This is a genomic window from Pseudomonas sp. HB05 (genome assembly GCF_016756915.1).
Taxonomy (GTDB): domain Bacteria; phylum Pseudomonadota; class Gammaproteobacteria; order Pseudomonadales; family Pseudomonadaceae; genus Aquipseudomonas; species Aquipseudomonas alvandae.
The window spans coordinates 253778-279884 of record NZ_JAESPG010000004.1; the positions used below are offsets into that span (position 1 = coordinate 253778).

General features: G+C 61.2%; 22 protein-coding genes. 17 read left to right on the forward strand and 5 right to left on the reverse strand.

Translation table 11 applies throughout. From position 1 onward, the window contains the following. The first annotated feature begins 57 nt into the window (after positions 1–57). The 12 genes from rpsF to JMN22_RS06810 all read left to right on the forward strand — a co-directional run bounded on the left by rpsF (position 58) and on the right by JMN22_RS06810 (position 15427). The gene (gene rpsF / locus JMN22_RS06755) at positions 58–486 is read left to right on the forward strand and encodes a 30S ribosomal protein S6 (RefSeq protein ID WP_003186395.1); all 429 of its coding nucleotides are present in this window, start codon (positions 58–60) and stop codon (positions 484–486) included. 28 nt (positions 487–514) lie between these two features. Beyond that, a complete protein-coding gene (gene rpsR / locus JMN22_RS06760; protein ID WP_002551829.1) occupies positions 515–745 on the forward strand; it encodes a 30S ribosomal protein S18 in 231 nt (76 codons plus the stop codon). Positions 746–781: 36 nt separating this feature from the next. Then, on the forward strand, positions 782–1675 hold the full coding sequence (locus JMN22_RS06765; protein WP_198797210.1) for a hypothetical protein: 894 nt from the start codon (positions 782–784) through the stop codon (positions 1673–1675). Positions 1676–1693: 18 nt separating this feature from the next. Beyond that, positions 1694–2140, forward strand: a complete 447-nt coding sequence (gene rplI, locus JMN22_RS06770) for a 50S ribosomal protein L9 (RefSeq protein WP_003186385.1) — start codon at positions 1694–1696, stop codon at positions 2138–2140. 117 nt (positions 2141–2257) lie between these two features. Beyond that, positions 2258–3655, forward strand: coding sequence for a replicative DNA helicase (gene dnaB / locus JMN22_RS06775; protein WP_027911801.1), 1398 nt, complete (start codon positions 2258–2260; stop codon positions 3653–3655). A 249-nt stretch (positions 3656–3904) separates the two neighbouring features. Further along, positions 3905–6217 carry a YgiQ family radical SAM protein gene (locus JMN22_RS06780; RefSeq protein WP_030140151.1) on the forward strand — a complete coding sequence of 771 codons (2313 nt, stop codon included), beginning with the start codon at positions 3905–3907 and terminating at the stop codon, positions 6215–6217. Positions 6218–6518: 301 nt separating this feature from the next. Continuing rightward, a complete protein-coding gene (locus tag JMN22_RS06785; RefSeq protein ID WP_030140150.1) occupies positions 6519–7445 on the forward strand; it encodes a hypothetical protein in 927 nt (308 codons plus the stop codon). Continuing rightward, positions 7442–7903: a hypothetical protein gene (locus JMN22_RS06790; protein WP_030140149.1), complete on the forward strand. Its 462-nt coding sequence runs from the start codon at positions 7442–7444 to the stop codon at positions 7901–7903. Before JMN22_RS06785 ends, JMN22_RS06790 begins: the two co-directional genes overlap by 4 nt. A gap of 176 nt (positions 7904–8079) precedes the next feature. Continuing rightward, positions 8080–11373 carry a transglutaminase family protein gene (locus JMN22_RS06795; RefSeq protein WP_198797209.1) on the forward strand — a complete coding sequence of 1098 codons (3294 nt, stop codon included), beginning with the start codon at positions 8080–8082 and terminating at the stop codon, positions 11371–11373. Positions 11374–11597: 224 nt separating this feature from the next. Then, the gene (locus JMN22_RS06800) at positions 11598–14084 is read left to right on the forward strand and encodes a circularly permuted type 2 ATP-grasp protein (protein ID WP_030140147.1); all 2487 of its coding nucleotides are present in this window, start codon (positions 11598–11600) and stop codon (positions 14082–14084) included. Further along, the gene (locus JMN22_RS06805) at positions 14084–14977 is read left to right on the forward strand and encodes a transglutaminase family protein (RefSeq protein ID WP_030140146.1); all 894 of its coding nucleotides are present in this window, start codon (positions 14084–14086) and stop codon (positions 14975–14977) included. The genes JMN22_RS06800 and JMN22_RS06805 overlap by 1 nt, the downstream gene beginning before the upstream one ends. Positions 14978–15049: 72 nt before the next feature. Then, positions 15050–15427, forward strand: coding sequence for an NUDIX hydrolase (locus JMN22_RS06810; protein WP_030140145.1), 378 nt, complete (start codon positions 15050–15052; stop codon positions 15425–15427). 84 nt (positions 15428–15511) lie between these two features. Here JMN22_RS06810 and JMN22_RS06815 read toward each other — a convergent pair whose 3' ends face one another. Further along, on the reverse strand, positions 15512–15697 hold the full coding sequence (locus tag JMN22_RS06815; RefSeq protein WP_198797208.1) for a hypothetical protein: 186 nt from the start codon (positions 15695–15697) through the stop codon (positions 15512–15514). 69 nt (positions 15698–15766) lie between these two features. Continuing rightward, the gene (locus JMN22_RS06820; RefSeq protein WP_198797207.1) at positions 15767–16354 is read right to left on the reverse strand and encodes a TIGR00730 family Rossman fold protein; all 588 of its coding nucleotides are present in this window, start codon (positions 16352–16354) and stop codon (positions 15767–15769) included. Positions 16355–16695: 341 nt separating this feature from the next. Between JMN22_RS06820 and azu the strand changes: the two genes are divergently transcribed. Further along, positions 16696–17142, forward strand: a complete 447-nt coding sequence (azu, locus tag JMN22_RS06825; RefSeq protein ID WP_030140142.1) for an azurin — start codon at positions 16696–16698, stop codon at positions 17140–17142. Between the two features lie 184 nt (positions 17143–17326). On the opposite strand, the gene nadE is transcribed toward azu, so the two are convergent. From nadE to JMN22_RS06840, 3 genes are all read right to left on the reverse strand, one after another. Continuing rightward, positions 17327–18154: an ammonia-dependent NAD(+) synthetase gene (gene nadE, locus JMN22_RS06830; protein WP_030140141.1), complete on the reverse strand. Its 828-nt coding sequence runs from the start codon at positions 18152–18154 to the stop codon at positions 17327–17329. A 4-nt stretch (positions 18155–18158) separates the two neighbouring features. Next, positions 18159–19385: a nicotinate phosphoribosyltransferase gene (pncB, locus tag JMN22_RS06835; RefSeq protein ID WP_030140140.1), complete on the reverse strand. Its 1227-nt coding sequence runs from the start codon at positions 19383–19385 to the stop codon at positions 18159–18161. 115 nt (positions 19386–19500) lie between these two features. Continuing rightward, positions 19501–20409 carry a LysR family transcriptional regulator gene (locus tag JMN22_RS06840; RefSeq protein WP_198797206.1) on the reverse strand — a complete coding sequence of 303 codons (909 nt, stop codon included), beginning with the start codon at positions 20407–20409 and terminating at the stop codon, positions 19501–19503. A gap of 180 nt (positions 20410–20589) precedes the next feature. Here JMN22_RS06840 and amaB point away from each other — a divergent pair, with 180 nt between their 5' ends. The 4 genes from amaB (at position 20590) to JMN22_RS06860 (ending at position 26105) form a co-directional block, all read left to right on the forward strand. Continuing rightward, positions 20590–22080: an L-piperidine-6-carboxylate dehydrogenase gene (amaB, locus tag JMN22_RS06845; RefSeq protein ID WP_030140138.1), complete on the forward strand. Its 1491-nt coding sequence runs from the start codon at positions 20590–20592 to the stop codon at positions 22078–22080. Positions 22081–22236: 156 nt separating this feature from the next. Further along, entirely contained in the window at positions 22237–23520 is a 1284-nt protein-coding gene (amaA, locus tag JMN22_RS06850) for an L-pipecolate oxidase (protein ID WP_030140137.1), read from the forward strand. Positions 23521–23890: 370 nt separating this feature from the next. Further along, a complete protein-coding gene (locus JMN22_RS06855; protein WP_198797205.1) occupies positions 23891–25027 on the forward strand; it encodes an ABC transporter substrate-binding protein in 1137 nt (378 codons plus the stop codon). Between the two features lie 163 nt (positions 25028–25190). Then, positions 25191–26105 carry an ABC transporter permease subunit gene (locus tag JMN22_RS06860; protein ID WP_042732182.1) on the forward strand — a complete coding sequence of 305 codons (915 nt, stop codon included), beginning with the start codon at positions 25191–25193 and terminating at the stop codon, positions 26103–26105. The last annotated feature ends 2 nt before the right edge of the window (positions 26106–26107 follow it).

Sequence of the window (26107 nt, forward strand, 5' to 3'; positions counted from 1 at the left end):
ATTCACTCCTTGTCTGACCGTTTTTGAGCGGCAGGCTACAACCCGTAAGGAGCATTCATGCGTCATTACGAAATCATCTTTTTGGTCCACCCGGATCAAAGCGAGCAAGTCGGCGGCATGGTTGAGCGTTACACCAAGCTGATCGAAGAAGACGGCGGCAAAATCCACCGTCTGGAAGATTGGGGCCGTCGTCAACTGGCCTACGCAATCAACAATGTTCACAAGGCTCACTACGTGATGCTGAACGTTGAGTGCACTGGCAAGGCCCTGGCCGAGCTGGAAGACAACTTCCGCTACAACGATGCAGTGATCCGTAACCTGGTCATCCGTCGCGAAGAAGCCGTCACCGGCCAATCCGAGATGCTCAAGGCTGAAGAAAACCGCAGTGAGCGCCGTGAGCGTCGCGACCGTCCTGAGCACTCTGACAGCGCCGATGGCGATGACAGCGATAGCGACAGCGACAACAGCGATAACGCTGACGAGTAATCCACGGACCTTTTAAGGAGCCAATCACATGGCACGTTTCTTCCGTCGTCGTAAATTCTGCCGCTTCACCGCTGAAGACGTGAAAGAGATCGATTACAAAGATCTCAACACTCTGAAAGCCTACGTATCCGAGACCGGCAAAATCGTTCCAAGCCGTATCACCGGTACCAAAGCTCGTTATCAGCGTCAGCTGGCCACCGCTATCAAGCGCGCCCGCTTCCTGGCCCTGCTGGCCTACACCGACAGCCACGGCCGCTGAGACCGGGCAGTCGACAAGTAGTAAGGGATTGAATGCATGCGCGCCTTAGCTGACTTCATCATGCGGGGACGTGTGCAGGCCACTCTGGTAGTGGCTGGATGTGCGGCATTGCCGTTGTTGTATTGGTTGGGTGCTGCCGCGGTGGGTCTTGTACTCCTGCGGCGCGGATTGAGGGACGCCTTGGGCGTTCTTGCTCTGGGACTGCTGCCGGCCTTGCTCTGGTGGTTGTATGCCGCTGACCCGCGTGCCGTCATGGTGCTGCTGGGGACTTCGGTGCTGGCGTTGGTGTTGCGCGCCAGCGAATCCTGGAACCGCGTGCTGCTGGTCAGCATAGCGACAGGCGTGGTGTTTTCAGTGGTGCTCGGGGTGGCTTTCGAACCCCAGATCGAGATGCTGTCGCAGGCTTTGATAAAAATCCTGCCCGAGGCGCTCGGTGATCTCTACCAACAGATGTCGGTAGAAGAGCAGGCGCGTTTCGCGTCCCTGATCGCCCCCGTCCTGACCGGACTGATTGCGGCCTTGTTGCAGATCGTCAGTGTGCTGAGCCTGGTTATCGGGCGCTACTGGCAGGCGTTGTTGTACAACCCGGGTGGTTTTGGTCGCGAATTTCGCGCCATCCGCTTTCCGCTTGGGCTGGCGATGTTGCTGTTGGCGGGCATGCTTCTGGGGCCGAACTTCGGTCCGCAGATGGCGATGCTCACGCCGTTGTGCAGCGTACCGCTGGTCTTTGCCGCGCTGGCCCTGATTCACGGGCTGGTGGCGCAAAAGCGGCTGGCCAGGTTCTGGCTGGTGGGGTTGTACGTCACGTTGTTGCTGTTCATGCAGCTGATCTATCCGTTGCTGGTGGTCCTGGCCATCGTCGACAGCCTGATTGATTTTCGCGGTCGTATGGCGCCGAAAGACGCCGACAGCGCGAACGGTGAAGGTTAAAAGTTAGAGGATTTTCACATGCAACTGATCCTTCTGGAAAAAATCGCCAACCTGGGCAACCTGGGCGACAAAGTAAACGTTAAGGCCGGCTACGGTCGTAACTACCTGCTGCCTTTCGGCAAAGCCACCGCTGCGACCGCTGCCAACCTGGCTGCGTTCGAAGAGCGTCGCGCTGAGCTGGAAAAAGCCGCCGCAGACCGTAAGGCATCGGCTGAAAGCCGTGCTGCCCAACTGGCCGAGCTGGAAGTGACCATCACTGCCACCGCTGGCGACGAAGGCAAGCTGTTCGGTTCGATCGGTACCCACGACATCGCTGACGCGCTGACCGCCTCCGGCGTTGAAGTAGCGAAAAGCGAAGTTCGTCTGCCGAACGGCACCATCCGCAACGTAGGCGAATTCGACGTAGCCGTGCACCTGCACGCCGAAGTCGAAGCCACCGTACGCGTTGTCGTGGTAGCAGCCTAAGCAACACCTGTCGGTTGGCACCCCCGGGTGCTTGCCGGTAACATCGGGCACGATCCTGTCTACAGGTCGTGCCCTTTGTCTTTCTGCAATTCCTGATTTTCATAACCAGACGTGGCCATGAACGAAATCACCGCCCCCGAGCAATACGATCTGCAAACCGCTGCCCTGAAGGTGCCTCCGCATTCCATCGAGGCCGAACAGGCCGTGCTCGGTGGCCTGATGCTGGACAACAACGCCTGGGAACGCGTGCTCGATCAAGTCTCCGACGGCGATTTCTACCGGCATGACCATCGTCTGATTTTCCGTGCGATCGCCCGTCTGGCCGATCAGAACATGCCGATCGACGTCGTGACCCTGGCCGAGCAATTGGACAAGGAAGGGCAGACGTCCCAGGTCGGCGGCCTTGGTTATCTGGGCGAACTGGCGAAAAACACACCGTCGGTCGCCAACATCAAGGCCTATGCGCAAATCGTGCGCGAGCGGGCGACCTTGCGCCAGTTGATCGGCATCAGCACCGAGATCGCCGACAGCGCGTTCAACCCGGAAGGGCGAACCGCCGCCGAGATCCTCGACGAAGCCGAGCGGCAGATTTTCCAGATCGCCGAGGCGCGGCCGAAAACCGGCGGCCCGGTGAGCGTCAATGACCTGTTGACCAAGGCCATCGACCGCATCGATACCTTGTTCAATACCGACAACGCCATCACCGGCCTGTCCACCGGCTACACCGACCTCGACGAGAAGACCAGCGGCCTGCAACCGTCCGACCTGATCATCGTCGCCGGCCGTCCCTCCATGGGTAAGACCACCTTTGCGATGAACCTGGTGGAAAACGCCGTGCTGCGCAGCGACAAGGCGGTGCTGGTGTACTCCCTCGAGATGCCAGGCGAATCGCTGATCATGCGTATGCTCTCGTCCCTGGGGCGTATCGACCAGACCAAGGTCCGTTCCGGCCAACTGGAAGATGACGACTGGCCGCGCCTCACGTCGGCGGTCAACCTGCTTAACGACCGCAAGCTGTTCATTGACGATACGGCGGGTATCAGCCCGTCGGAAATGCGCGCCCGGACCCGTCGCCTGGTGCGCGAGCACGGTGACATCGCACTGATCATGATCGACTACCTGCAGTTGATGCAGATCCCCGGTTCCAGCGGTGACAACCGGACCAACGAGATTTCCGAGATCTCCCGTTCCCTCAAGGCCCTGGCCAAGGAATTCAACTGCCCGGTCGTGGCCCTGTCGCAGCTGAACCGTTCCCTGGAACAGCGCCCCAACAAGCGCCCGGTGAACTCCGACTTGCGGGAATCCGGAGCGATCGAGCAGGACGCCGACGTGATCATGTTCGTGTATCGCGACGAGGTGTATCACCCCGAGACGGAGCACAAGGGCATTGCCGAAATCATCATCGGCAAGCAGCGGAACGGCCCGATCGGCTTCATCCGCCTGGCGTTTATCGGTAAATACACGCGCTTCGAGAACCTGGCGCCGGGTAGCTACAATTTTGATGACGACGAATAACCTGTTCAGCATCTCTTGAGGCAACCCCTTTCCAGGAGGTTGTATTTTCCCTGTGGGAGCGAGCTTGCTCGCGATAGCGGTGTAACTGTCAGAACATGTGTTGAATGTGCAGACCTCTTCGCGAGCAAGCTCGCTCCCACATTGGGTTTGCGGTGCGCCACCAATTTCCGACCATAGCCGTCGGAATTGGTTATTTTTTGTGCTATATTCCGCGCCCGCGATTTTTCATCCTTTATACCGGTCATCGACATGCAAGCAGCCAAGCCGTTATTTGACTATCCCAAGTACTGGGCCGAATGTTTCGGCCCGGCGCCGTTCCTGCCGATGAGCAGGGAGGAGATGGATCAGCTCGGCTGGGATTCGTGCGACATCATCATCGTGACCGGTGATGCCTACGTCGATCACCCGTCGTTCGGTATGGCGATCATTGGCCGTCTGCTGGAAGCCCAAGGCTTCCGTGTCGGGATCATTGCCCAGCCGAACTGGCAGTCCAAAGACGATTTCATGAAGCTCGGCGAGCCCAACCTGTTTTTCGGCGTCGCGGCCGGCAACATGGACTCGATGATCAACCGCTACACCGCCGACAAGAAAATCCGCTCCGATGACGCCTACACCCCCGGTGGCCTGGCGGGCAAGCGGCCGGACCGCGCGAGCCTGGTCTACAGCCAACGCTGCAAGGAAGCCTACAAGCACGTGCCGATCGTGCTCGGCGGCATCGAAGCGTCCCTGCGCCGCATCGCCCACTACGATTACTGGCAGGACCGGGTGCGCAACTCGATCCTGATCGACGCCTGCGCCGATATCCTGCTCTACGGCAACGCCGAGCGAGCGATTGTCGAAGTCGCCCAGCGCCTGTCCTATGGCCACAAGATCGAAGACATCACCGACGTGCGCGGCACCGCGTTCATCCGTCGTGACACACCGCAAGGCTGGTACGAAGTCGATTCCACGCGTATCGACCGTCCGGGCAAGATCGACAAGATCATCAACCCGTACGTGAATACCCAGGACACGCAAGCCTGCGCCATCGAGCAGGAAAAAGGGTCGACTTTCTCAAGTGCAGAAGACCCGAGCGAAGCCAAGGTCGTGCAGATCCTGGCAAGCCCGAAGATGACCCGCGACAAGACCGTGATCCGCCTGCCGTCGGTGGAAAAGGTCCGTGGCGATGCGGTGCTCTATGCCCACGCCAACCGCGTGCTGCACCTGGAGACCAACCCGGGTAACGCCCGTGCGCTGGTGCAGAAGCACGGCGAAGTCGATGTCTGGTTCAACCCGCCGCCCATTCCGATGACCACTGAAGAAATGGACTACGTGTTTGGCATGCCTTACGCACGTGTTCCTCATCCGGCCTACGGCAAGGAGAAGATCCCGGCCTACGAGATGATTCGTTTCTCGGTGAACATCATGCGCGGCTGCTTCGGTGGCTGCACGTTCTGCTCGATCACCGAGCACGAAGGCCGGATCATCCAGAACCGTTCCGAAGAGTCCATCATTCGCGAGATCGAAGAGATCCGCGACAAGGTCCCTGGCTTCACCGGGGTGATTTCCGACCTTGGCGGGCCGACCGCGAACATGTACCGCATCGCCTGCAAGAGCCCGGAAATCGAATCCGCGTGCCGCAAGCCATCCTGCGTGTTCCCTGGCATCTGCCCGAACCTGAACACCGACCATTCGTCGCTGATCCAGCTGTACCGCAGCGCCCGGGCCTTGCCTGGGGTGAAGAAGATCCTGATCGCCTCCGGCCTGCGTTACGACCTGGCGGTCGAGTCGCCGGAATACGTCAAGGAACTGGTGACCCACCACGTCGGTGGTTACCTGAAGATCGCCCCGGAGCACACCGAGGAAGGTCCGCTCAACCAGATGATGAAGCCGGGCATCGGCAGCTATGACAAGTTCAAGCGCATGTTCGAGAAGTACACCAAGGAAGCCGGGAAAGAGCAGTACCTGATTCCATACTTCATCGCGGCTCACCCGGGTACCACAGACGAAGACATGATGAACCTGGCGCTGTGGCTCAAGGGCAACGGCTTCCGGGCCGACCAGGTGCAGGCGTTCTATCCGTCGCCGATGGCCACGGCCACCGCCATGTACCACTCGGGCAAGAACCCGCTGCGCAAGGTCACCTACAAGAGCGACGCGGTGACCATCGTCAAGAGTGAAGAACAGCGCCGCCTGCACAAGGCGTTCCTGCGTTATCACGACCCGAAAGGCTGGCCGATGCTGCGCGAAGCACTGACCCGCATGGGTCGCGCTGACCTGATCGGGCCGGGCAAGCACCAGTTGATTCCGTTGCACCAGCCGGCCACCGACAGCTACCAGAGCGCCCGTCGCAAGAACTCGACGCCGGCTGGCAGCCATAAAGTGGCCAAGGAAACTACCAAGATCCTGACCCAGCACACCGGCCTGCCCCCACGTGCCAGCGACGGCGGCAATGCCTGGGACAAGCGCGAGCAAGCCAAGGCCGCCGCGTTCGCCCGCAACCAGAAGGCCGCCAAGGAGCGCAAGGACGCGGCCAAGGGCAAGGGACCGAAGCCGGCGCGCAAGCCTGTCGTACCGCGCTGATCACCCCGCCACCTCGCAAAACGCCAGCCTTAGTGCTGGCGTTTTGCTTTCTAGCGGGCGTGCTGGCTGTTTGTTATCGTGGCGACCGCCAACGGCGTGACGGCGGATGCATCGCTTTTGTGGCGAGGGAGCTTGCTCCCGCTGGGCTGCGAAGCGGCCCCAAACAATCCCATGCAATGTTCCCAGGCAGACCGTGCCGGCCGGTTTACGACGGCTTCGCCGCCGAGCGGGAGCAAGCTCCCTCGCCACGGGTGTTCAGTGTGGATAAAGCCCCACTTTCCGATTCTCAAGGACGATTCATATGAGCAGCGCTTCAACGGGCATTGGCATGGACCTGAGCTTTTCCCAGTTCATGGCCCGCAAACGCATCGAAAGCCAAGTCAACTTGCCGCGTCTGTTCGCAGCCATCGATGCCGACCCCAACATCGCCGGTGCGGGCGTGGTGTACATCGATTCCGAGTACAACGTGGTGACGCTGCGCGAATTCAAGCCGATTTGCAGCATCGCGCCCAAGCGAATCATTTTGCGCGAGGCCAAGAAATACATCGCCCCGCAGCAATTCATCGATCAGGTAAAAAGCAGTCCGCGTGAGTCAAAACTCGGGACTGAGTCGATGAATGCCGGTTTGTCCTGCGTCGCCGCTGTCATCGGTTGGGTGGTGGTATTCAGCGGAAGCGTCGCTGTGCCCTTTACGGCTGGAGCCAGTGCCTTTGTCGTTGCCCTGGGCGCCGCTGCGGCGACGGCCAGCACTGCGCAATGCGTCATAGGCGGGATGCGGGTGGCGAATGAGTTAACCAATCCTACTGGCAACGATGAAATGAACGACGCCGATTGGTACAACATCGTAAGCCCCATTCTCGACGGTGTTTCCCTTGTGGGCGTCGGTGGCTCGGCTCTCACGACTGTTCGGCTGCTGAAGGCCAGCAAGGCAGCCGGCACCGGGAAGAGCTGGTATCAGTTGCTCAAGGGCCTGAGTCGTCAGGAGCGCAGCAAACTGACCAAGGAATTGTTGACCCTGAAAGATCCGAGTCTTACCGCGAAGCTGCTCAAACTGCAGCAACGAGCGGGCGCGTTGCCCAAGCGTTACTCCTCCGCTGAAATCAGGCACGCCACGCTGACTCAAATAAAGGATTCTCTCGGCGGCGCTTTGGGGATCATTGGCAGCTATACCGGCGATGGCGCCGTGAAGACTGTTGCCGTCGGGTTGTATGAGGAGTTCACGGAATGATCGGCGGCGGATCACTGAAGCAGTTCCTCGCCCGTTATTTTCCGGTGTTCATGGGGACGATCTTTCTGGGCTGCTTTTCCGGATCTGCGCTGCTGGTTTTGTCCGGAAGCACTTATTGGCGTGCCTTGGAGCCTTCCGTCAGGAGCAACTATGTTGGGCTCGGCACGTTGGCTCTGGTGAGTGTCCTGGTCCTGGGCAATCTCATGATCGCACGCGGACGCGCCTGGGCGATCTGGTGGGTGGCGGGTTATTTCCTCGCCTGTCTGGCGGCGGTGTTGCCGACGTTTGCTTATGGGCCGCATCAAGGTGTGTACGTGTTTGCGGTGCTGTTGCCGCTACTGGGACTCCTGCTGCTCAACAGCAAACGCCACCGGGAAATGCGCAGCAAACTCATCGAAATCCGCCACCAACGCGAACGCATCCTCCAGTCCGCCAAGGCCTCGCGCCCGCGCCGCTGAGTCGATTCGCTACCGCCCCGCGCCGCATTTATGTGCGGCCTTTGCAGATCAGTACAGGCATCGCGCGGTTTTAGTGCTCTACTGCCCTGAGTAGACGTTGAAAGTGTCCGGCCTGCCTGCATGGCATAAGTCTTGCGCCGCTTTCGATAACGCCCAGGCTCCGCAGGAGGCACGCCGTGTCGATTCATGTCGCTTTGCACCATGTCACACACTATCGCTACGAGCGCGCTGTCGAACTCGGTCCGCAGATCGTTCGCCTGCGCCCGGCGGCCCACAGCCGCACGCGTATTCTTTCCTATGCCCTGAAAGTCTCGCCCGATCAGCATTTCATCAATTGGCAACAGGATCCCCAGGGCAATTACCTGGCGCGGCTGGTGTTCCCGGAAAAAACCAATGAGCTGCGGGTCGAGGTCGATCTGGTCGCCGAGATGGCGGTGTTCAATCCGTTCGATTTTTTCCTCGAGCCCTACGCCGAGAAAATCCCGTTCACCTACGCGGCTGACGAAAAACACGAGCTGATGCCCTACCTGGAAAAGCTTCCGCTGACGCCGAAGTTCAAGGCTTACCTGGACGGCATCGACCGCACGCCGCTGCCGGCGGTGGATTTTCTGGTGGCGCTCAACCAGCGCCTGAGCGAAGACATCAACTACCTGATCCGCATGGAACCCGGCGTGCAGACGCCAGAACATACGTTGGAGCACGCGTCCGGTTCATGCCGTGACTCGGCCTGGTTGCTGGTGCAGCTGTTGCGTCACTTGGGCCTGGCGGCGCGGTTTGTCTCGGGTTACTTGATCCAGTTGACCGCTGATGTGAAAAGCCTCGACGGCCCGTCTGGTACGGAAGTGGACTTTACTGACCTGCATGCCTGGTGCGAGGTCTACCTGCCCGGCGCCGGTTGGATCGGCCTCGATGCCACGTCCGGGTTGTTCGCGGGCGAAGGGCATATTCCCTTGGCGTGTAGTCCTGATCCGTCCTCGGCGGCGCCGATCAGTGGCTTGGTGGAGCCGTGCGAGTGTCAGTTCAGCCACGAAATGTCCGTCGAGCGGATTTGGGAAGCGCCGCGGGTCACCAAGCCCTACACCGAAGAACAATGGCTGGCGATCCAGGCGTTGGGCCGGCAGATCGATGCCGACCTGCAGGACGGTGACGTGCGCCTGACCATGGGCGGTGAACCGACTTTCGTGTCCATCGACGACCCGGACGGCGCCGAGTGGAACACCGCTGCCCTCGGGCCGGACAAGCGCCGCCTTTCCGCCGAGCTGTTCCAGCGCATGCGCGAGCATTACGCGCCGCAAGGGCTGGTGCATTTCGGCCAGGGCAAGTGGTACCCCGGCGAGCAATTGCCGCGTTGGTCGCTCAACTGCTATTGGCGGCGCGACGGAGTGCCGATCTGGCATGACAGCGCATTGATTGCCGACGAGCAGAAAGACTGCGGCGCCGATGGCGAGTTGGCGGGTCGTTTTCTGGCAAGTGTCGCTGAACGCTTGAAGATTCCTACGCGGTTTGTGTTTCCCGCCTACGAAGACAATTTCCATTATCTCTGGCGCGAAGGCACGTTGCCTTCGAACGTGACGGCCGAGGATTCCCGGTTGGAAGACCCGTTGGAGCGTGCGCGGTTGCGCAAGGTCTTCAGCCAGGGGCTGGGTAAAGTGATCGGCCAGGTCCTGCCGCTGGCCCGAACCGCCAAGGGCGACCAATGGCAAAGCGGGCGCTGGTACTTGCGCGACGATCATTGCCGGCTGGTACCGGGGGATTCGCCCTTGGGCTACCGCTTGCCACTGGCGTCCCAGCCGTGGGTGACGGCGGCCGAATATCCGTTCATCCATCCCACCGACCCGAACCAGGATTTGCCCGAATTACCCGACACCGAGCAGTTGAGCCATCACGGCGAGCCGGCGCTGGAACAGGAGCGCGTGCCGAAGATCGACGAATCGGCCGATTGGCTGACCCGCACCGCCTTCTGCGCAGAGGCCAGGGAAGGGCGGCTGTACCTGTTCATGCCGCCGCTGGAGCGGGCCGAGGATTACCTGGAACTGGTCAGCGCCATCGAAGCGACCGCGCATGAGCTGGATTGCCCTGTCCTGTTGGAGGGCTACGAGCCGCCGAGCGACCCGCGCCTGAGCAACTTCCGCATCACGCCGGACCCGGGTGTCATCGAGGTCAACGTGCAGCCTTCGGCGAGCTGGGATGAGTTGGTCGAGCGCACCGAGTTTCTTTACGAGCAAGCACGACTGAACCGACTGACCACCGAGAAATTCCTGATCGATGGCCGGCACACCGGTACCGGTGGCGGTAACCATTTCGTACTGGGTGGCGCGACACCGGCTGACTCACCGTTCCTGCGACGTCCGGACTTGCTGCGCAGCCTGATCAGCTACTGGCATAACCACCCGTCGTTGTCCTACCTGTTTTCAGGGTTGTTCATCGGCCCGACGTCCCAGGCTCCGCGGGTGGACGAGGCGCGCAATGACGCGTTGTACGAACTGGAAATCGCCTTCGCGCAAATGCCCCAGCCCGGCGAGGAATGCCCGCCGTGGTTGGTCGATCGGCTGCTGCGCAACCTGTTGATCGACGTGACCGGCAATACCCATCGCGCCGAGTTCTGCATCGACAAGCTCTATTCGCCGGACGGCGCCACCGGGCGTCTCGGCTTGCTGGAGTTGCGCGCTTTCGAAATGCCGCCCCACGCCCGCATGAGCCTGACCCAGCAATTGCTGTTGCGGGCGCTGGTGGCGCGGTTCTGGCGTGAGCCCTATGCGCCGGCCAAACTGGCGCGCTGGGGCACCGAGCTGCATGATCGTTTCCTGCTGCCGCACTTCATCGAGCAGGATTTCGCCGAGGTCATCGAGGAGCTCAATGGCGCCGGTTATCCATTGCGTGCCGACTGGTTCGCCGCGCACCTGGAGTTCCGCTTCCCCAAAGTGGGCGATTACGCCGTCAACGGTATCGAGCTGCAGCTGCGCCAGGCGCTGGAGCCTTGGCATGTGTTGGGCGAAGAGGGCTCGGCGGGCGGCACGGTGCGTTATGTGGACTCATCCCTGGAGCGCTTGCAGATCAAGCTCACGGGGTTGGCACCACAACGTTATCTGTTGACCTGCAATGGCGTGCCGGTGCCGTTGCAGCCAACCGGTCGCGTAGGCGAGTTCGTCGCCGGGGTACGTTTCCGCGCCTGGCAACCGTTCAACTGCTTGCAGCCGACCATCCCGGTCCACGCGCCGCTGGTCTTCGATGTGCTCGATACTTGGATGCAACGTTCCCTGGGCGGCTGCCAATACCATGTGGCGCATCCCGGCGGGCGCAACTATGACAGCCTGCCGGTGAACGCCAACGAAGCGGAGAGTCGGCGGATGGCGCGCTTCTTCCGTATCGGACACACGCCGGGGAAACTTCCGATCCCCGATCTGGCAACGGATGACGAGTTCCCCTTCACGCTCGATCTGCGGCGCTTTCACGGGACCTCAAAAAGCTAGCTGGACCTTGTGGCGAGGGAGCTTGCTCCCGCTCGGTTGCGCAGCGACCGTAAGATCTCGGGGCTGCTGCGCCCGAGACGTCGGACCGCCCCAGCGGGAGCAAGCTCCCTCGCCACAAGGATTGCAGCGTGCAAACCCAGGCTGGATCCAACACAAACACACCTATCCGGGCGTCATACGCTTGCGCTAGTCTCACCTATCATTGCCGTCCTGCCGAGCTTTCCATGCCTGACCTGCTTGACCGTTACCCGCTGACGACGGGCACCTATCACGAATTGCTGGACGACAGCGGTGCGGTGCGTGCGCACTGGCGGCGGCTGTTCGACCAATTGCAGCGCAGTACGCCGGCACAACTGCTCCAGCGCCAGGCATTGCTGGCCCGGCAGATCCAGGAAAACGGCGTCACCTACAACGTCTATGCGGACCCGAAGGGCGCCGATCGGCCCTGGGAACTGGATCTGCTGCCCCACGTCATCGATGCCCAGGAATGGAAGCTGCTGTCGGCCGGCATCGCCCAGCGCGCGCGTCTGCTCAATGCGGTACTGGCCGACCTGTACGGGCCGCAGCGGCTGATCAGCGAAGGGCTGCTGCCGGCGGAGCTGGTATTCGGCCACAACAATTTCCTCTGGCCTTGCCAAGGCATCACGCCGCCGGATGGCGACTTTCTGCACCTGTATGCCGTGGACCTGGCGCGCACGCCCGATGGTCGCTGGTGGGTGACTGCGGATCGGACCCAAGCGCCTTCCGGGGCCGGTTATGCCTTGGAAAACCGGACGATCGTGTCCCGGGCGTTTCCCGATCTTTATCGCGACCTGAAGGTGCAGCACCTGTCCGGTTTCTTCCGGACCTTGCAAGAGACGCTGGCACGGCAGGCACCCAGTGACGGCGAGCCGCCGCTGGTGGTGCTGCTGACGCCCGGGCGTTTCAACGAGAGCTATTTCGAGCATCTGTACCTGGCGCGCCAGCTCGGCTACCCATTGGTGGAGGGCGGTGACCTGACCGTCCGGGACGCCACGGTCTACCTCAAGACCCTCAGCGGGTTGCGTCGGGTCCACGCGATCATGCGCCGGCTCGACGATGACTTCTGCGACCCGCTGGAGTTGCGCACCGATTCGGCCCTGGGCGTGCCCGGGTTGTTGGAAGCGGTGCGCCAGGGCCGGGTGCTGGTGGCCAATGCCCTGGGCAGCGGTGTGCTGGAATCGCCAGGGCTCTTGGGGTTCTTGCCGAAGATCAACCAGTATCTGTTCGGCGAAGAACTGATGCTGCCTTCCATCGCCACCTGGTGGTGCGGTGAACCGCCAGTGCTGGCCCAGGCCTTGGAGAAATTACCCCAGCTGTTGATCAAGCCGGCATTTCCCTCCCAGAGTTTCACCCCCGTGTTCGGTCGAGACCTGGACGAGACACAGCGTGCCCAACTGGCGGCACGCATGCAGGCGCGGCCTTATGCCTACGTCGCCCAAGAGCTGGCGCAACTGTCCCAGGCGCCGGTATGGCAGGCCGAGGATGGCCTGATCCAGCCCCGGGCCATCGGCATGCGCGTGTACGCCGTGTCCGGGAAAAACGATTATCGCGTGCTGCGCGGTGGCCTGACCCGCGTGGCTGCCGAGGCCGATGCCGAGGTGGTGTCGATGCAGCGCGGCGGTGCCAGCAAGGACACATGGGTGCTCGGCGAGCAAGCGCCCGGCGGCGAGCAATGGAAGGCCCAGCGCACCGTCGGCGTTCATGATCTGGTGCGCCGCGATCCGTACCTGCCGTCGCGAGTCGTCGAGAACCTGTTCTGGTTCGGTCGTTATTGCGAGCGCTGCGACGACAGCGCTCGCCTCCTGCGGATCATGCTGGCGCGGTATGTCGACGGTGATGACCCACAGGCGCTGCAATCGGCGGTCTCCCTGGGCGAAAGCCTGATGCTGTTGCCCGAAGAGGGCGAGCTGCCCGAACGCCTGATGGCGGCCATGCTCGGCGATGACTGGTCTTTCAGCCTGCGTTCCAACCTGCAGCGCTTGCAGTGGGCGGCTTCGCAGGTTCGCGGCAAGCTGTCGCGGGAAAACTGGCAGGCGCTGGTGGAGCTGCAGCGCGAAGCCGTGGAACTGGAAACCAGTGAACCGGATTTCGGTGAGTTGCTGGATTTCCTCAATCGCTTGGTGATGTCCCTGGCGGCGTTATCCGGGTTCGCCCTGGACGACATGACCCGCGACGAGGGCTGGCGCTTCCTGATGATCGGCCGGCGCCTGGAGCGCCTGCAGTTTCTCAGCGCCAGCCTGGCGGCGTTCTTGCGGGGCGAAGCGGTGTTCGATCAGGCCGGGCTGGAGTGGCTGCTGGAGTTGGGCAACAGCAGCATCACCTACCGCTCGCGCTACCTGGCGGTGGCGCAGTTGATCCCGGTGCTCGACCTGTTGTTGCTGGACGAACAGAACCCCCATGCGGTGCTCTTCCAATTGAAACTGGTGGCGCGCACCCTCAAGCGCTTGAACGATGATTTTGGCGCGCCCAGGGATACCGCGTTGCCGGAGTTGGTGACGCGCCTGTCGCGCTTCGACCTGCGCTGCCTGGAAAACCCGCTGTTCGGCGAAGCCAGCCTGCGCGCGGCACTCGACGGGCTGGCCGAGCTGTTGCAGGAAGTGGCCGATGTCAGCGGCCAGGTTTCCGATCGCCTGGCCTTGCGCCATTTTGCCCACGTCGATGACGTCAGCCAACGCACGGTGTCCGTCTGATGAATGCTCGTTACCAGATCCTCCACGACACCCATTACCACTACGACAGCCCAGTGTCCCTGGCGCAGCAACTGGCCCATCTGTGGCCACGGGCCTGTGATTGGCAGCGTTGCACCGAACAGCAGTTGCTGATCAGTCCGGAGCCGACGACCCGTCGGGATGAGCAGGACGTGTTCGGCAATCCTTTGACCCGCCTGGCCTTCGAGCGGCCTCACGATGAACTGCTGGTCAATGCCCGCCTGAGCGTCGAGGTGCTGGCGCGCCCTGAACTGGATTTCAATCTGTCGCCGGCCTGGGATTCGACCCGTGACGCGTTGACCTATAGCGGCCGACCGCTGACGGCGCGGTTACTGGACGCCTGTCGCTACCGTTTCGAATCGCCCTATGTGCACCTCAAGCGCAGCTTCGTGGAATTCTCGGAAAGCTGTTTTCCGGCGGGACGACCGCTGATGGTCGGGGTCCAGGCATTGATGGAGAAGATTTTCGAAGAGTTCACCTTCGACGCCGAGGCCACCCAGGTCGCGACGCCGTTGGTGGAAGTGCTGGAGCGACGCCGCGGCGTCTGCCAGGACTTCGCCCACCTGATGCTGGCTTGTGTGCGATCCCGCGGATTGGCGGCGCGTTACGTCAGCGGCTATCTGCTGACCCAGCCACCGCCCGGCCAGGCCCGCCTGATAGGCGCCGATGCTTCGCACGCCTGGGTGTCGGTGTTCTGCCCGGTGTTGGGCTGGGTGGACTTCGACCCGACCAACAATGTGCAGCCGGCCCTGGAACACATCACCCTGGCCTGGGGCCGGGATTTTTCCGATGTGTCACCGTTGCGCGGGGTAATCCTGGGGGGCGGTACCCATGATCCCGAAGTGCGGGTGACCGTGATGCCGTTGGAGTCATAAGGGGATCCATTGTGGGAGCGAGCAAGCCCGCTCCCACAGGTTATGTGTCACATGGATGAATGAGGTTTACCCATGTTCCCGGTATCGATCAAAGGTGTGCTGCAATCCCCAGAAGGCCTGGTTGTGCTGATGCTCAACGAGCGGGACGAATGGGAACTGCCCGGCGGGCGGATCGAACTGGGTGAAACGGCGCCGCAATGCCTGGCCCGGGAGATTGCCGAGGAACTGGCGGTCGAGGTCAGCGTGGGAGAGCCACTGGATTCGTATCTGTTCGAGGTGATCCCAGGCAAGCACGTTTTTATCTCCACCTACCGCTGCCAATTGCTGGGCGGTTTCGTGCCGGTGATCAGTCACGAGCACAAGGAGATCGGGATGTTCGAACCGGGGCGATTGCCGGCCAATTTGCCTGAAGGCTATCGGTTGTCGATCGTCAAGGCGTTGGGGATATAGCAGGTTTGCAAGGGCCGGCAGCGAGGCTGCCAGCCCTGGACACAAACCGTTGGACCGGATCGATCATCGGTCCAAGTGGGGATTTCAGGCGTCGGGTGCCTGATCTTTCGGTGCATCGACATCAGCTTCTGCCGCCACGTCGCCTTCGGCATCCGGGTTCAGTGCTGCTTCTTCTGCGCTGGCTTTCTTGCGCTGGAGCTTTTCCTCTTTCTTCTGCTCCTTGGCCAAGTCTCTCTGACGTTTGGCGAAGGAATAATTGGGTTTGGCCATGGGCGATCCTCTGGGGTCGAAGGTGAGGTTTGAGCGGCGCGTATTCTGCCCTGTATCGGGGTCGAGACGTTAGTTGGGTTTTTGTTCGGCCCACTTCGGCTGGATCGATGGCTGCCATTCGTCCAGTGCGTCGAGCAGGTTTTGCGGTGAGTCGCTCACTTGCAGCATGTCACGATGGGGCGCACGGACGAAACCCTCGCCGACGATATGATCCAGAAAGCCGGTGAGCTTGCTGTAGAAGCCGTTCACTTCCAACAGACCCAGCGGTTTGCCGTGGTAGCCGAGCTGGCCCCAGGTCCAGACTTCGAACAGTTCTTCCAAGGTGCCGAGGCCGCCTGGCAAGGCGATGAAGGCGTCGCTGAGTTCGGCCATGCGGGCCTTGCGCGCGTGCATGCCGTCCACCACTTCCAGGCGCGTCAGGCCACTGTGGCCGATTTCCTTGTCCTTCAGGCTCTGCGGGATGATGCCAATCACTTCGCCGCCCGCCGCGAGGGCCGCATCGGCGACGATACCCATCAGGCCCACCGCGCCACCGCCATAGACCAGGGTCAGCTTTCGTTCCGCCAACACCCGCCCCAGGGCCTGGGCGGCTTCGCGATAAGCTGGGTGGCTGCCGGTGCTGGCGCCGCAAAATACACAAACAGAGGCGATGGACATGCTTTACTCCATGGTCGGTAACCGGTCCAGAGTAAAGCCTGCCCGCTAATGCGCAAGGAAATCAAACCTCGCGGCGGGGTTTTTCATAGGTGCCGCTGGCGCCGCAGGCGTAGGCGGCAAGCAAGCTGCACAACAGGCTGTTGAAGTTCATGACGATCGCTCCAGTAGGTGATGGGGTTGATCATAGGGGCGCGTCATACTTATGGCTGGTTGATTCTGTCCATCAGGCTGATAGGCTTAAGTTGTATACAATCTTTGACACAGGTCATAGGAACTTGTCGGAAAATCAGGCAGTCTTCCCCTTTGACGGAATTTTGTTAACCATGCCTTGGAGATTCATGATGTTCGCCAAACTTGTAGCAGTATCCCTGTTGACGCTGGCTAGCAGCCAACTGATGGCAGCGGAGTGCACGACCACCATCGATTCGACCGACCAGATGTCCTTCAGCACCAAGGCCATCGAGATCGACAAGAGCTGCAAGACCTTCACCGTTGAGCTGACTCACTCCGGCAGCTTGCCGAAGAATGTCATGGGCCATAACTGGGTGCTGAGCAAAGAGGCTGACATGCAGCCGATTGCCACCGATGGCCTGGGCGCTGGTATCGACAAGAACTACCTCAAGGAAGGCGATGCCCGCATCATTGCCCACACCAAGATTATCGGTGCCGGCGAGAAAGATTCGGTGACCTTCGACGTGTCGAAACTCAGCGCTTCCGAGAAGTACGGTTTCTTCTGCTCGTTCCCAGGCCATATCTCGATGATGAAAGGCACGGTTACCCTGAAGTAATCAATTTTCAGGCACAAAAAAAGCGCCCCCATGCAGGGCGCTTTTTTCATACCAGGCAAAAAATCGACCCCTGTGGGAGCGAGCCTGCTCGCGAAAGCGGTGTGTCAGTCAGCAATGATGTCGCTGATGCGACGCCTTCGCGAGCGGGCTCGCTCCCACAGGGATTGTCACACCGTCGCGGTGATTACGGCGCGTACGGCATCACGCGCTTGTGCTCGGTCTTGCGATAGGTGTCGCAAATAATCTTCGCGGCTTCTTCGCGGATCGGTTGGCCGTGCAGGAACGCGTCGATCTCGCCGTAGGTCACGCCATGGGCAGCTTCGTCCGGCTTGCCCGGCGACAAGTCTTCGAGGTCGGCGGTGGGGACTTTTTCCACCAATGATTCTGGCGCGCCAAAGTCACGGGCAATGGCCCGAACCTGGTTTTTCACCAGCCCGCTCAGCGGGGCCAGGTCGCAGGCGCCGTCACCGAACTTGGTGAAGAAACCCATGACCGCTTCAGCCGCATGGTCGGTGCCGATCACCAGGCCTTGCTCGGCGCCGGCGATGGTGTATTGCGCGACCATGCGCATCCGCGCCTTGGTATTGCCCAGCACGAAATCCCGCGAGCCGGGCCCCTTGCCTTCGAATGCGAGGACTTCCTTGGCCAGCGCCTTGACCGCCGGGCCGATGTTTACCGTGTGGCGCTCATCCGGCTCGATGAAATCGACACAAGCCTGGGCTTCGTGCTCGTCGAACTGCGTTTCATACGGCAGGCGCACGGCGATGAACTTGTACGCCGCGTTGCCGGTTTTCTCCCGCAGCTCACGCACGGCACGTTGGGCCAACAGGCCTGCGGTCAACGAATCAACGCCGCCGCTGATACCCAGCACCAGGCTCTTGAGCCCTGAATTGACGAGGCAATCCTGGATGAAGCTCACCCGGCGAGCGACTTCGGCCTTGAGGGCGGCGTCATCGGCGAACGGTGGCTGGACGTTGAGCTGTTCAGCTATCTCACGCTGTACGGCTTGCATGAATTCACTCCTTGCTTGATGTGCCAGTAAGGGCGGCAGGTACTTGGAAAACATGTCGCATATAGGCGACGAAATTCGGGTCCTTGCAGTGGGTCTTGCCGGGCTCGTCTGAAATCTTGGCCACGGGTTGCCCGTCACAGCTGATCATTTTAAGCACGATGCTCATGGGCTCCACGCCTGGAATGTCGCAGGTCAGGTTGGTCCCGATACCGAAGCTCACATTAATGCGACCACGCAACGCCCGAAAAATCTCCAGGCATTTGGGCAATGTCAGGCTGTCGGAGAACACCAGGGTCTTGCTCATCGGGTCGATGCCCAACTGGTGATAGTGGGCGATGGCTTTTTCCGCCCAGATCACCGGGTCGCCCGAGTCATGGCGCAAGCCGTCGAACAGCTTGGCGAAGAACAGATCGAAGTCCTTGAGGAAGGCGTCCATGGTGATGCAATCGGTCAGTGCGATGCCCAGCAGGCCTCGGTATTCGCGGACCCAGCAGTCGAGCGCGGCGATCTGGCTGTCGATCAGCCGAGGGCCCAGTTGCTGATGGGCCATGATCCACTCGTGGGCCATGGTACCCAGGGGTTTCATGTCCAGCTCCCGGGACAGATGCACGTTGCTGGTGCCGACGAAGCGTCCGGGGAAGTCGTGCTTGAGCACGTTCACCACTTCTTCCTGGGTTCGGTAGGAGAACCGACGGCGGGTACCGAAGTCGGCCACTTGTAGCTCGGATAGTTCATCGGCGCTGGCGTTGGCGCTCAGCCAGTCGAACTTGCGATAAAGCTGTTCCCGCGCCTGCTCCAGCACGATTTCACGGTAGCGATAGCGGTTGCGCACCTCGCTGACGATGGACAGCAATGGCACTTCGAACAGGATCACATGCAACCACGGCCCGCGCAGACGGATGAACAACTCACCGTTTTCGATGCCGGTGTGCACGTAGCGCAGGTTGAAACGAAACAGGCCCAGGAAACGCAGGAAATCCGGTTTCATGAAGCTGATGCGCTCCAGGAAGCTCAACTGGTCTGCACTCAGGCTCAGCTCGGCCAGGCGCTCGATCTGGAAGCGGATCTCCGCCAGGTACGGACGCAGGTCCTCGCTATTACGGCAACGAAACTCCCATTCCACTTCGACGTTAGGGTAGTTATGCAGCACCGCCTGCATCATCGTCAGTTTGTAGAAGTCGGTGTCGAGCAGGTTCTGCACGATGCGATCGGCAAACACGCTCTCGCTCATAACGGCAATCTCCAGACAAGTAGCTGCGGCGGCAGCGGCACGGCAGTTCATGGTGAAAGGGCTAGTGGCGCATAACCCTCATAGGTATTGCCAGTGTTTTTTTGTGGCGAGGCGTCTATTGCGATGCATCAGCATTTTCGATCTGCTCAAGCATCCATTCCACAAAAAGCCGCACCTTGGGCACCTCCGCCGAATGTTCCGGATACGCCAGGTAATAGGCGTTGGTGCTGGGCATCGCATGTTGCCAGGGGATGACCAGTTTTCCGTCGGCCAGTTCTTCCTCCACCAGGAACCTCGGCAGCAACGCAACGCCGCAGCCGACCTGGGCGGCGCGGATGCACATGTAAAAGGTTTCGAAGCGCGGCCCATGGTAGCTGTGTTCGGTGTGGTAGCCCTGGTCATCGAACCAGTCGTGCCAGGCCTGGGGTCGCGAGGCGTTTTGCAACAGGACCAGGTCGGCCAGTTGCGTAGGATCGGTGAAAGGCTGCTCCGGCAGGCTGCCCGGTGCGCAGACGGGCACCAGTTCTTCGCCGAACAGCTTCAAGGACTCAGTCCCGGGCCGTGAGGCCTGGCCGAAATAGAACGCCAGGTCGCTGCGCCCCTGCTGCAAGTCGTCGGCCTCCTGCTCGCTGCAGAGATCCAAGTGAATGCTCGGATGACGCAGGCGCCAACCCTTGAGGCGAGGGACCAGCCAGCGGGCTCCAAATGTCGGCGGCGTGGAGACTCGTAGTACTTCGGTGTCGCCTCCGTAGGATCGCAAGTAATGAGTCGACATCTCCACTTGGGTGAGGATTTTTCGTACTTCGCCCAAATACAGATCCCCAGCAGGCGTCAGCTGCAAGCGTCGACGCACGCGCCGGAACAGGAGGTGCTGCAGTAGCTCTTCCAGCTGCGCGACCTGTTTGCTGACGGCGCTCTGGGTCAAGTTCAGCTCTTCGGCGGCGCGGGTGAAGCTCAGGTGGCGGGTCACTGCTTCGAAGCACTGCAATGCTGTAATCGACGGCAAATAACGTTTATTGAGCATGACGGGGCCTTGGTTCTGGTCGCTCTGCTTGTCCCGTGATCAGGTCAGCATGAATAAACGGAATGATATCTCGCTTAAAGGTCGTTTGTTGGCAAGTCTCGGGCCAGCTACAACTACAGGTCTGATCAGCCGTGTTCATCCGGCTGCCAACCCATTGTCTTTCGCTTGAGGAATTTCCCCATGATTGCTGCATTGCTTGATCGTCTCGGCGTCGCCCCGGCCCTGTACCAGAACGGCACACAGCCTGTGCATTCGCCCATCGATGGCAGTCGCATCGGTGCGGTGAGCTGGGAAGGCGCTGCTGAAGTCGAGCAGCAGGTCAGTCGGGCCGAGCATGCGTTCGACCTGTGGCGCAAGGTGCCGGCGCCCCGTCGTGGCGAGTTGGTGCGCCAGTTCGGCGACCTGCTGCGTGAATACAAGGCCGACCTCGGCGAGCTGGTGTCGTGGGAAGCGGGCAAGATCACCCAGGAAGGCCTGGGCGAAGTGCAGGAGATGATCGACATCTGCGATTTCGCCGTCGGCCTGTCGCGCCAGTTATACGGCCTGACCATCGCGTCCGAACGTCCTGGGCATCACATGCGTGAAACCTGGCACCCGTTGGGCGTGGTCGGTGTGATCAGCGCCTTCAACTTCCCTGTGGCGGTCTGGGCCTGGAACACCACGCTGGCCCTGGTCTGCGGCAACTCGGTGATCTGGAAGCCTTCGGAAAAGACGCCGCTGACCGCCCTGGCGTGCCAGGCGCTGTTCGAGCGCGTGCTGAACAATTTCAGTGATGCGCCGCCGTACCTGAGCCAAGTGATCATCGGCGGCCGCGATGCCGGCGAAGCCTTGGTCGACGACCCGCGCGTGGCGTTGATCAGCGCCACCGGCAGTACTCGCATGGGGCGCGAAGTGGCGCCGAAAGTCGCGGCGCGTTTCGCCCGCAGCATCCTCGAGCTGGGCGGTAACAACGCCATGATCCTGGCCCCGAGCGCTGACCTGGACATGGCCGTGCGCGCCATCCTGTTCAGCGCCGTCGGCACTGCCGGGCAGCGTTGCACCACTTTGCGCCGGCTGATCGCCCATGAGTCGGTGAAGGAAGAAATCGTCACCCGCCTCAAGGCCGCCTATTCCAAGGTGCGCATCGGTCATCCACTGGAAGGCAACCTGGTGGGGCCGCTGATCGACAAGCAAAGTTTCGAGAACATGCAGGACGCGCTGGAGCAGGCGCTGAGCGAGGGCGGGCGGGTGTTCGGTGGCAAGCGCCAGCTCGAAGCCCAGTTCCCGAATGCCTATTACGTCTCGCCCGCCATCGTCGAGATGCCGGAGCAGAGCGACGTGGTGCGCCACGAAACCTTCGCGCCGATCCTTTATGTGGTCGGCTACAAGGATTTCGCCGAAGCGCTGCACCTGAACAACTCCGTGCCCCAAGGCCTGTCGTCATGCATCTTCACCACCGACGTGCGTGAAGCCGAGCAGTTTATGTCGGCGGTGGGCAGCGACTGCGGCATCGCCAACGTCAACATCGGCCCGAGCGGCGCGGAAATCGGCGGCGCCTTCGGTGGCGAAAAGGAAACCGGCGGCGGTCGCGAATCCGGCTCCGATGCATGGCGCGGCTACATGCGCCGCCAGACCAACACCGTGAACTACTCGCTGGAATTGCCGTTGGCGCAGGGGATTACGTTCGACTGAGAACCAGTCAACGAAGTGTGTCCCTGTGGGAGCGAGCTTGCTCGCGATAGCGGTGTGCCAGTCGCTTCTGATGTGACTGATCTGCCACCATCGCGAGCAAGCTCGCTCCCACAATGAGATATGTGCAGTGGTTGGGTTTCATTTCGGAGTCTGGCAATGCCGTTACGCGAAGAGTGTCTGTGGGAAAAACTGACGCCACAAAGGCCTGAAAACGCTGCGCTCACCGGCGAGGTCACGGTGGATGTCTGCATCATCGGCGCCGGCTTCACCGGGCTGTCGGCGGCGGTGCATTTGCTGGAGCAGGGCAAGCGTGTCGCGGTGGTGGAGGCGCATCGGGCCGGGCACGGTGGGTCGGGGCGCAACGTCGGGCTGGTGAACGCCGGGATGTGGATCCCGCCGGACGACATTGAAGCCGGGTTCGGCGAGGCGGTGGGCAGCCAACTCAACCGTATGCTGGGCGCCGCGCCGGCGTTGGTTTTCAGCCTCGTCGACAAGTACGACATCGATTGCCAACTGCGCCGCGAAGGCACCTTGCACATGGCCCATAACGCCCGGGGCGAGGCGGACCTGCGCAGCCGCGAGGAACAGTGGAAACGCCGTGGCGCCCCGGTTGAATTGCTCACGGGTCAAGCCTGTGCCGATGCCACCGGCACCGACAAGATCGCCGCCGCGCTGCTTGACCGACGGGCCGGCACGCTCAATCCGATGGCCTATGCCAGTGGATTGGCCAAGGCTGCCAAGGATCATGGCGCCCAGATGTTCGATCACTCGCCTGTCACGCGGCTGGAACGCCAAGGCCAACGCTGGTCGGTGCAGACCGCCGAGGGTTCGGTGCTGGCCGAGCAAGTCGTGGTCGCCTCCAACGCCTACACCGAGGGCGACTGGACCGAACTGCGGCGTAACTTCTTCCCCGGCTATTACTACCAGGTTGCCTCGGTGCCGCTGGACGACGAGGCCGCCCGCCGCATCCTGCCGGGCGGGCAGGGCTCCTGGGACACCCGCCAGGTGTTGAGCAGCATTCGCCGGGACAAGGACGGTCGTTTGCTGCTGGGCAGCCTGGGCAACGGCAATCGCAAGCCCACCTGGTTCCTCAAGGCTTGGGCCGATCGGGTGCAGCAGCACTATTTCCCTTATCTCAAGTCGGTGGAGTGGGAATGCACCTGGACCGGTTGCATTGCCTTTACCCCCGATCACCTGATGCGCCTGTTCGAGCCGGCGCCCGGCCTAGTGGCCGTTACTGGCTACAACGGCCGGGGAGTGACCACCGGCACCGTGGTCGGCAAGGCCTTTGCCGATTACCTGTGCCATGGCGACGCCAAGGCCTTGCCGATTCCCTTCGCGCCCATGCAGCCTTTGGTCGGGGTTGGCTTGCGCAGTTGCCTCTATGAGGCCGGCTTTTCGCTGTATCACGCGGGCCAGTGCTTGCGGATCGTCATCTGATTGTTGAAAAGTGTTACGGTCTGCGGCGTTTTCCCGCCCAGCGTCTAGCCTGTTATGGTGCGGGTTGTAGCAGCCCTGCACCGACAGTGTGCAGTTCGGTGACGCCGGTTGTTACACAGTGGTTGCACGCCGTTTCGCGCAGCGGTTGCAATGATGGCTCATGGAGGGTTTCACCTACTTGTAAATAAGGTTGCACCTCGTGCGGTTTAGACGGTTGCACGCCCTGTGAAAAAGGGCCCGAAACAGTCGAAATAACAATAAAGCAGCGACTTTTTTCAGAATAAAAAACCGATGGCACGGCCCTTGCTCTGAGCTTTTCAGTGAAGTGAAGTCGCAGTGCCAACTAAAAAAAACCTTGGAGCACCACCTCATGTCCCAGACGTTTTACAAGAAAGGTTTCCTGGCCCTCGCAGTGGCAACTGCGCTGGGTGTTTCTGCGTTTGCTCAAGCTGATGTGAAATTGGGTGTGGCGGGGCCGATGACCGGTGCCAACGCTGCGTTTGGCGAGCAGTACATGAAAGGTGCGCAGGCAGCGGCCGATGTCATCAACAAAGCGGGCGGCATCAACGGTGAGAAGATTGTACTGGTTGCCGGTGACGACGCCTGCGAACCCAAGCAGGCCGTGGCCGTGGCCAACCGCCTGGTTGACCAGGACAAGGTAATCGGTGTGGTTGGGCACTTCTGCTCGTCCAACACCATCCCGGCCTCCGAGGTCTATGACGAAGCCGGCATCATTGCCATGACCCCCGGTTCGACCAACCCGGCCGTGACCGAGCGTGGCCTGAGCGCGATGTTCCGCATGTGCGGTCGTGACGACCAGCAAGGCATCGTGGCTGGCGACTACATCGTCGACGTGCTCAAGGGCAAGAAAGTCGTCGTGCTGCACGACAAGGACACCTACGGCCAAGGCCTGGCGGATGCCACCAAGGCGCAACTGGCCAAGCGCGGCGTGAACCCGGTGCTGTACGAAGGCCTGACTCGTGGCGAGAAAGACTTCAGCGCAGTGGTCACCAAGATCCGTTCGGCTGGTGCCGACGTGGTCTACTTCGGCGGCCTGCATCCGGAAGCCGGCCCGCTGGTTCGCCAGTTGCGCGAGCAAGGCCTCAAGGACGTGAAGTTCATGTCCGATGACGGCATCGTCACCGACGAACTGGTCACCACCGCTGGCGGCGCGCAATACGTCGATGGCGTGTACATGACCTTCGGCGCCGACCCACGCCTGCTGCCGGACAGCAAGGCTGTGGTGGACGCGTTCCGTGCCCAGGGCGTCGAGCCTGAAGGCTACACCCTGTACGCCTACGCGTCGGTCCAGGCCCTGGCCGCCGGCTTCAACGGCGCCAAGTCCAACAAGGGCGAAGACGCTGCCAAGTGGCTGAAAGCCAACCCGGTGAAAACCGTCATGGGCGAAAAAACCTGGGATGCCAAGGGCGACCTGAAAGTCTCCGACTACGTGGTCTACCAGTGGGACAAGGAAGGCAAATACCACCAGTTGGAAAAACAGAAGTAAGGGCTGAAGCGACCGTCCAAGCCCCTCTGGAGGCCGGGCATTTCCCGGTTTCCCAGGGGCGCGTGCCGGTCGCGCCTGACATTGCTCCGACGTAAATCTGTATTTTCCTTAGAAGAACCGCGCGCCCTTGGGTGTGCAGGTTCTCACTGCGTGAGATTGCGTTATGGATGGTATTTTCCTGCAGCAACTGATCAATGGCCTGACCCTCGGGTCGGTCTATGGTCTGATCGCCATCGGCTACACAATGGTCTACGGCATCATCGGCATGATCAACTTCGCCCACGGCGAGGTTTACATGATTTCCGCTTACCTCGCGGCAATCAGTCTGGCTCTGCTGGCTTACTTCGGTATTGAATCCTTTCCGCTAATGATCCTCGGCACCCTCGTGTTCACGGTCGTGGTCACCGGGGTATACGGCTGGGTCATCGAACGCGTCGCCTACAAACCCCTGCGCAACTCAACCCGCCTGGCACCGCTGATCAGCGCCATCGGCATCTCGCTGATCCTGCAGAACTACGCACAGATCAGCCAGGGCGCCCGCCAGCAGGGTGTACCAACGCTGCTTGAAGGCGCCATGCGCGTCGACATCGGCAGCGGTTTCGTACAGCTCACCTACACCAAGATCTTCATCCTGGTCGCCGCATTCGCCGGCATGGCGCTGCTGACCTACATCATCAAGTACACCAAGCTCGGCCGCATGTGCCGCGCCACCCAGCAAGACCGCAAGATGGCCTCGATCCTCGGGATCAACACCGACCGGGTGATTTCCTACGTGTTCATCATCGGTGCAGCCATGGCGGCCCTCGCCGGTGTGCTGATCACCATGAACTACGGCACGTTCGACTTCTATGCCGGTTTCATCATTGGCATCAAGGCGTTCACCGCGGCGGTACTCGGCGGCATCGGCTCCCTGCCTGGGGCGATGCTCGGCGGGATCATCCTCGGGATCTCCGAGTCGCTGTTCTCCGGTCTGATCAACTCCGACTACAAAGACGTGTTCAGTTTCTCGCTGCTGGTGCTGATTCTGATTTTCCGTCCCCAAGGCCTGTTGGGTCGCCCACTCGTGGCGAAGGTGTAAGT

Excerpts from the sequence above, each read along its gene's own strand:
- rpsF (WP_003186395.1), top strand. The coding sequence starts at position 58 with ATGCGTCATTACGAAATCATCTTTTTGGTCCACCCGGATCAAAGCGAG.
- rpsR (WP_002551829.1), top strand. The coding sequence starts at position 515 with ATGGCACGTTTCTTCCGTCGTCGTAAATTCTGCCGCTTCACCGCTGAA.
- JMN22_RS06765 (WP_198797210.1), top strand. The coding sequence starts at position 782 with ATGCGCGCCTTAGCTGACTTCATCATGCGGGGACGTGTGCAGGCCACT.
- rplI (WP_003186385.1), top strand. The coding sequence starts at position 1,694 with ATGCAACTGATCCTTCTGGAAAAAATCGCCAACCTGGGCAACCTGGGC.
- dnaB (WP_027911801.1), top strand. The coding sequence starts at position 2,258 with ATGAACGAAATCACCGCCCCCGAGCAATACGATCTGCAAACCGCTGCC.
- JMN22_RS06780 (WP_030140151.1), top strand. The coding sequence starts at position 3,905 with ATGCAAGCAGCCAAGCCGTTATTTGACTATCCCAAGTACTGGGCCGAA.
- JMN22_RS06785 (WP_030140150.1), top strand. The coding sequence starts at position 6,519 with ATGAGCAGCGCTTCAACGGGCATTGGCATGGACCTGAGCTTTTCCCAG.
- JMN22_RS06790 (WP_030140149.1), top strand. The coding sequence starts at position 7,442 with ATGATCGGCGGCGGATCACTGAAGCAGTTCCTCGCCCGTTATTTTCCG.
- JMN22_RS06800 (WP_030140147.1), top strand. The coding sequence starts at position 11,598 with ATGCCTGACCTGCTTGACCGTTACCCGCTGACGACGGGCACCTATCAC.
- JMN22_RS06805 (WP_030140146.1), top strand. The coding sequence starts at position 14,084 with ATGAATGCTCGTTACCAGATCCTCCACGACACCCATTACCACTACGAC.
- JMN22_RS06810 (WP_030140145.1), top strand. The coding sequence starts at position 15,050 with ATGTTCCCGGTATCGATCAAAGGTGTGCTGCAATCCCCAGAAGGCCTG.
- JMN22_RS06815 (WP_198797208.1), bottom strand. The coding sequence starts at position 15,697 with ATGGCCAAACCCAATTATTCCTTCGCCAAACGTCAGAGAGACTTGGCC.
- JMN22_RS06820 (WP_198797207.1), bottom strand. The coding sequence starts at position 16,354 with ATGTCCATCGCCTCTGTTTGTGTATTTTGCGGCGCCAGCACCGGCAGC.
- azu (WP_030140142.1), top strand. The coding sequence starts at position 16,696 with ATGTTCGCCAAACTTGTAGCAGTATCCCTGTTGACGCTGGCTAGCAGC.
- nadE (WP_030140141.1), bottom strand. The coding sequence starts at position 18,154 with ATGCAAGCCGTACAGCGTGAGATAGCTGAACAGCTCAACGTCCAGCCA.
- pncB (WP_030140140.1), bottom strand. The coding sequence starts at position 19,385 with ATGAGCGAGAGCGTGTTTGCCGATCGCATCGTGCAGAACCTGCTCGAC.
- JMN22_RS06840 (WP_198797206.1), bottom strand. The coding sequence starts at position 20,409 with ATGCTCAATAAACGTTATTTGCCGTCGATTACAGCATTGCAGTGCTTC.
- amaB (WP_030140138.1), top strand. The coding sequence starts at position 20,590 with ATGATTGCTGCATTGCTTGATCGTCTCGGCGTCGCCCCGGCCCTGTAC.
- amaA (WP_030140137.1), top strand. The coding sequence starts at position 22,237 with ATGCCGTTACGCGAAGAGTGTCTGTGGGAAAAACTGACGCCACAAAGG.
- JMN22_RS06855 (WP_198797205.1), top strand. The coding sequence starts at position 23,891 with ATGTCCCAGACGTTTTACAAGAAAGGTTTCCTGGCCCTCGCAGTGGCA.
- JMN22_RS06860 (WP_042732182.1), top strand. The coding sequence starts at position 25,191 with ATGGATGGTATTTTCCTGCAGCAACTGATCAATGGCCTGACCCTCGGG.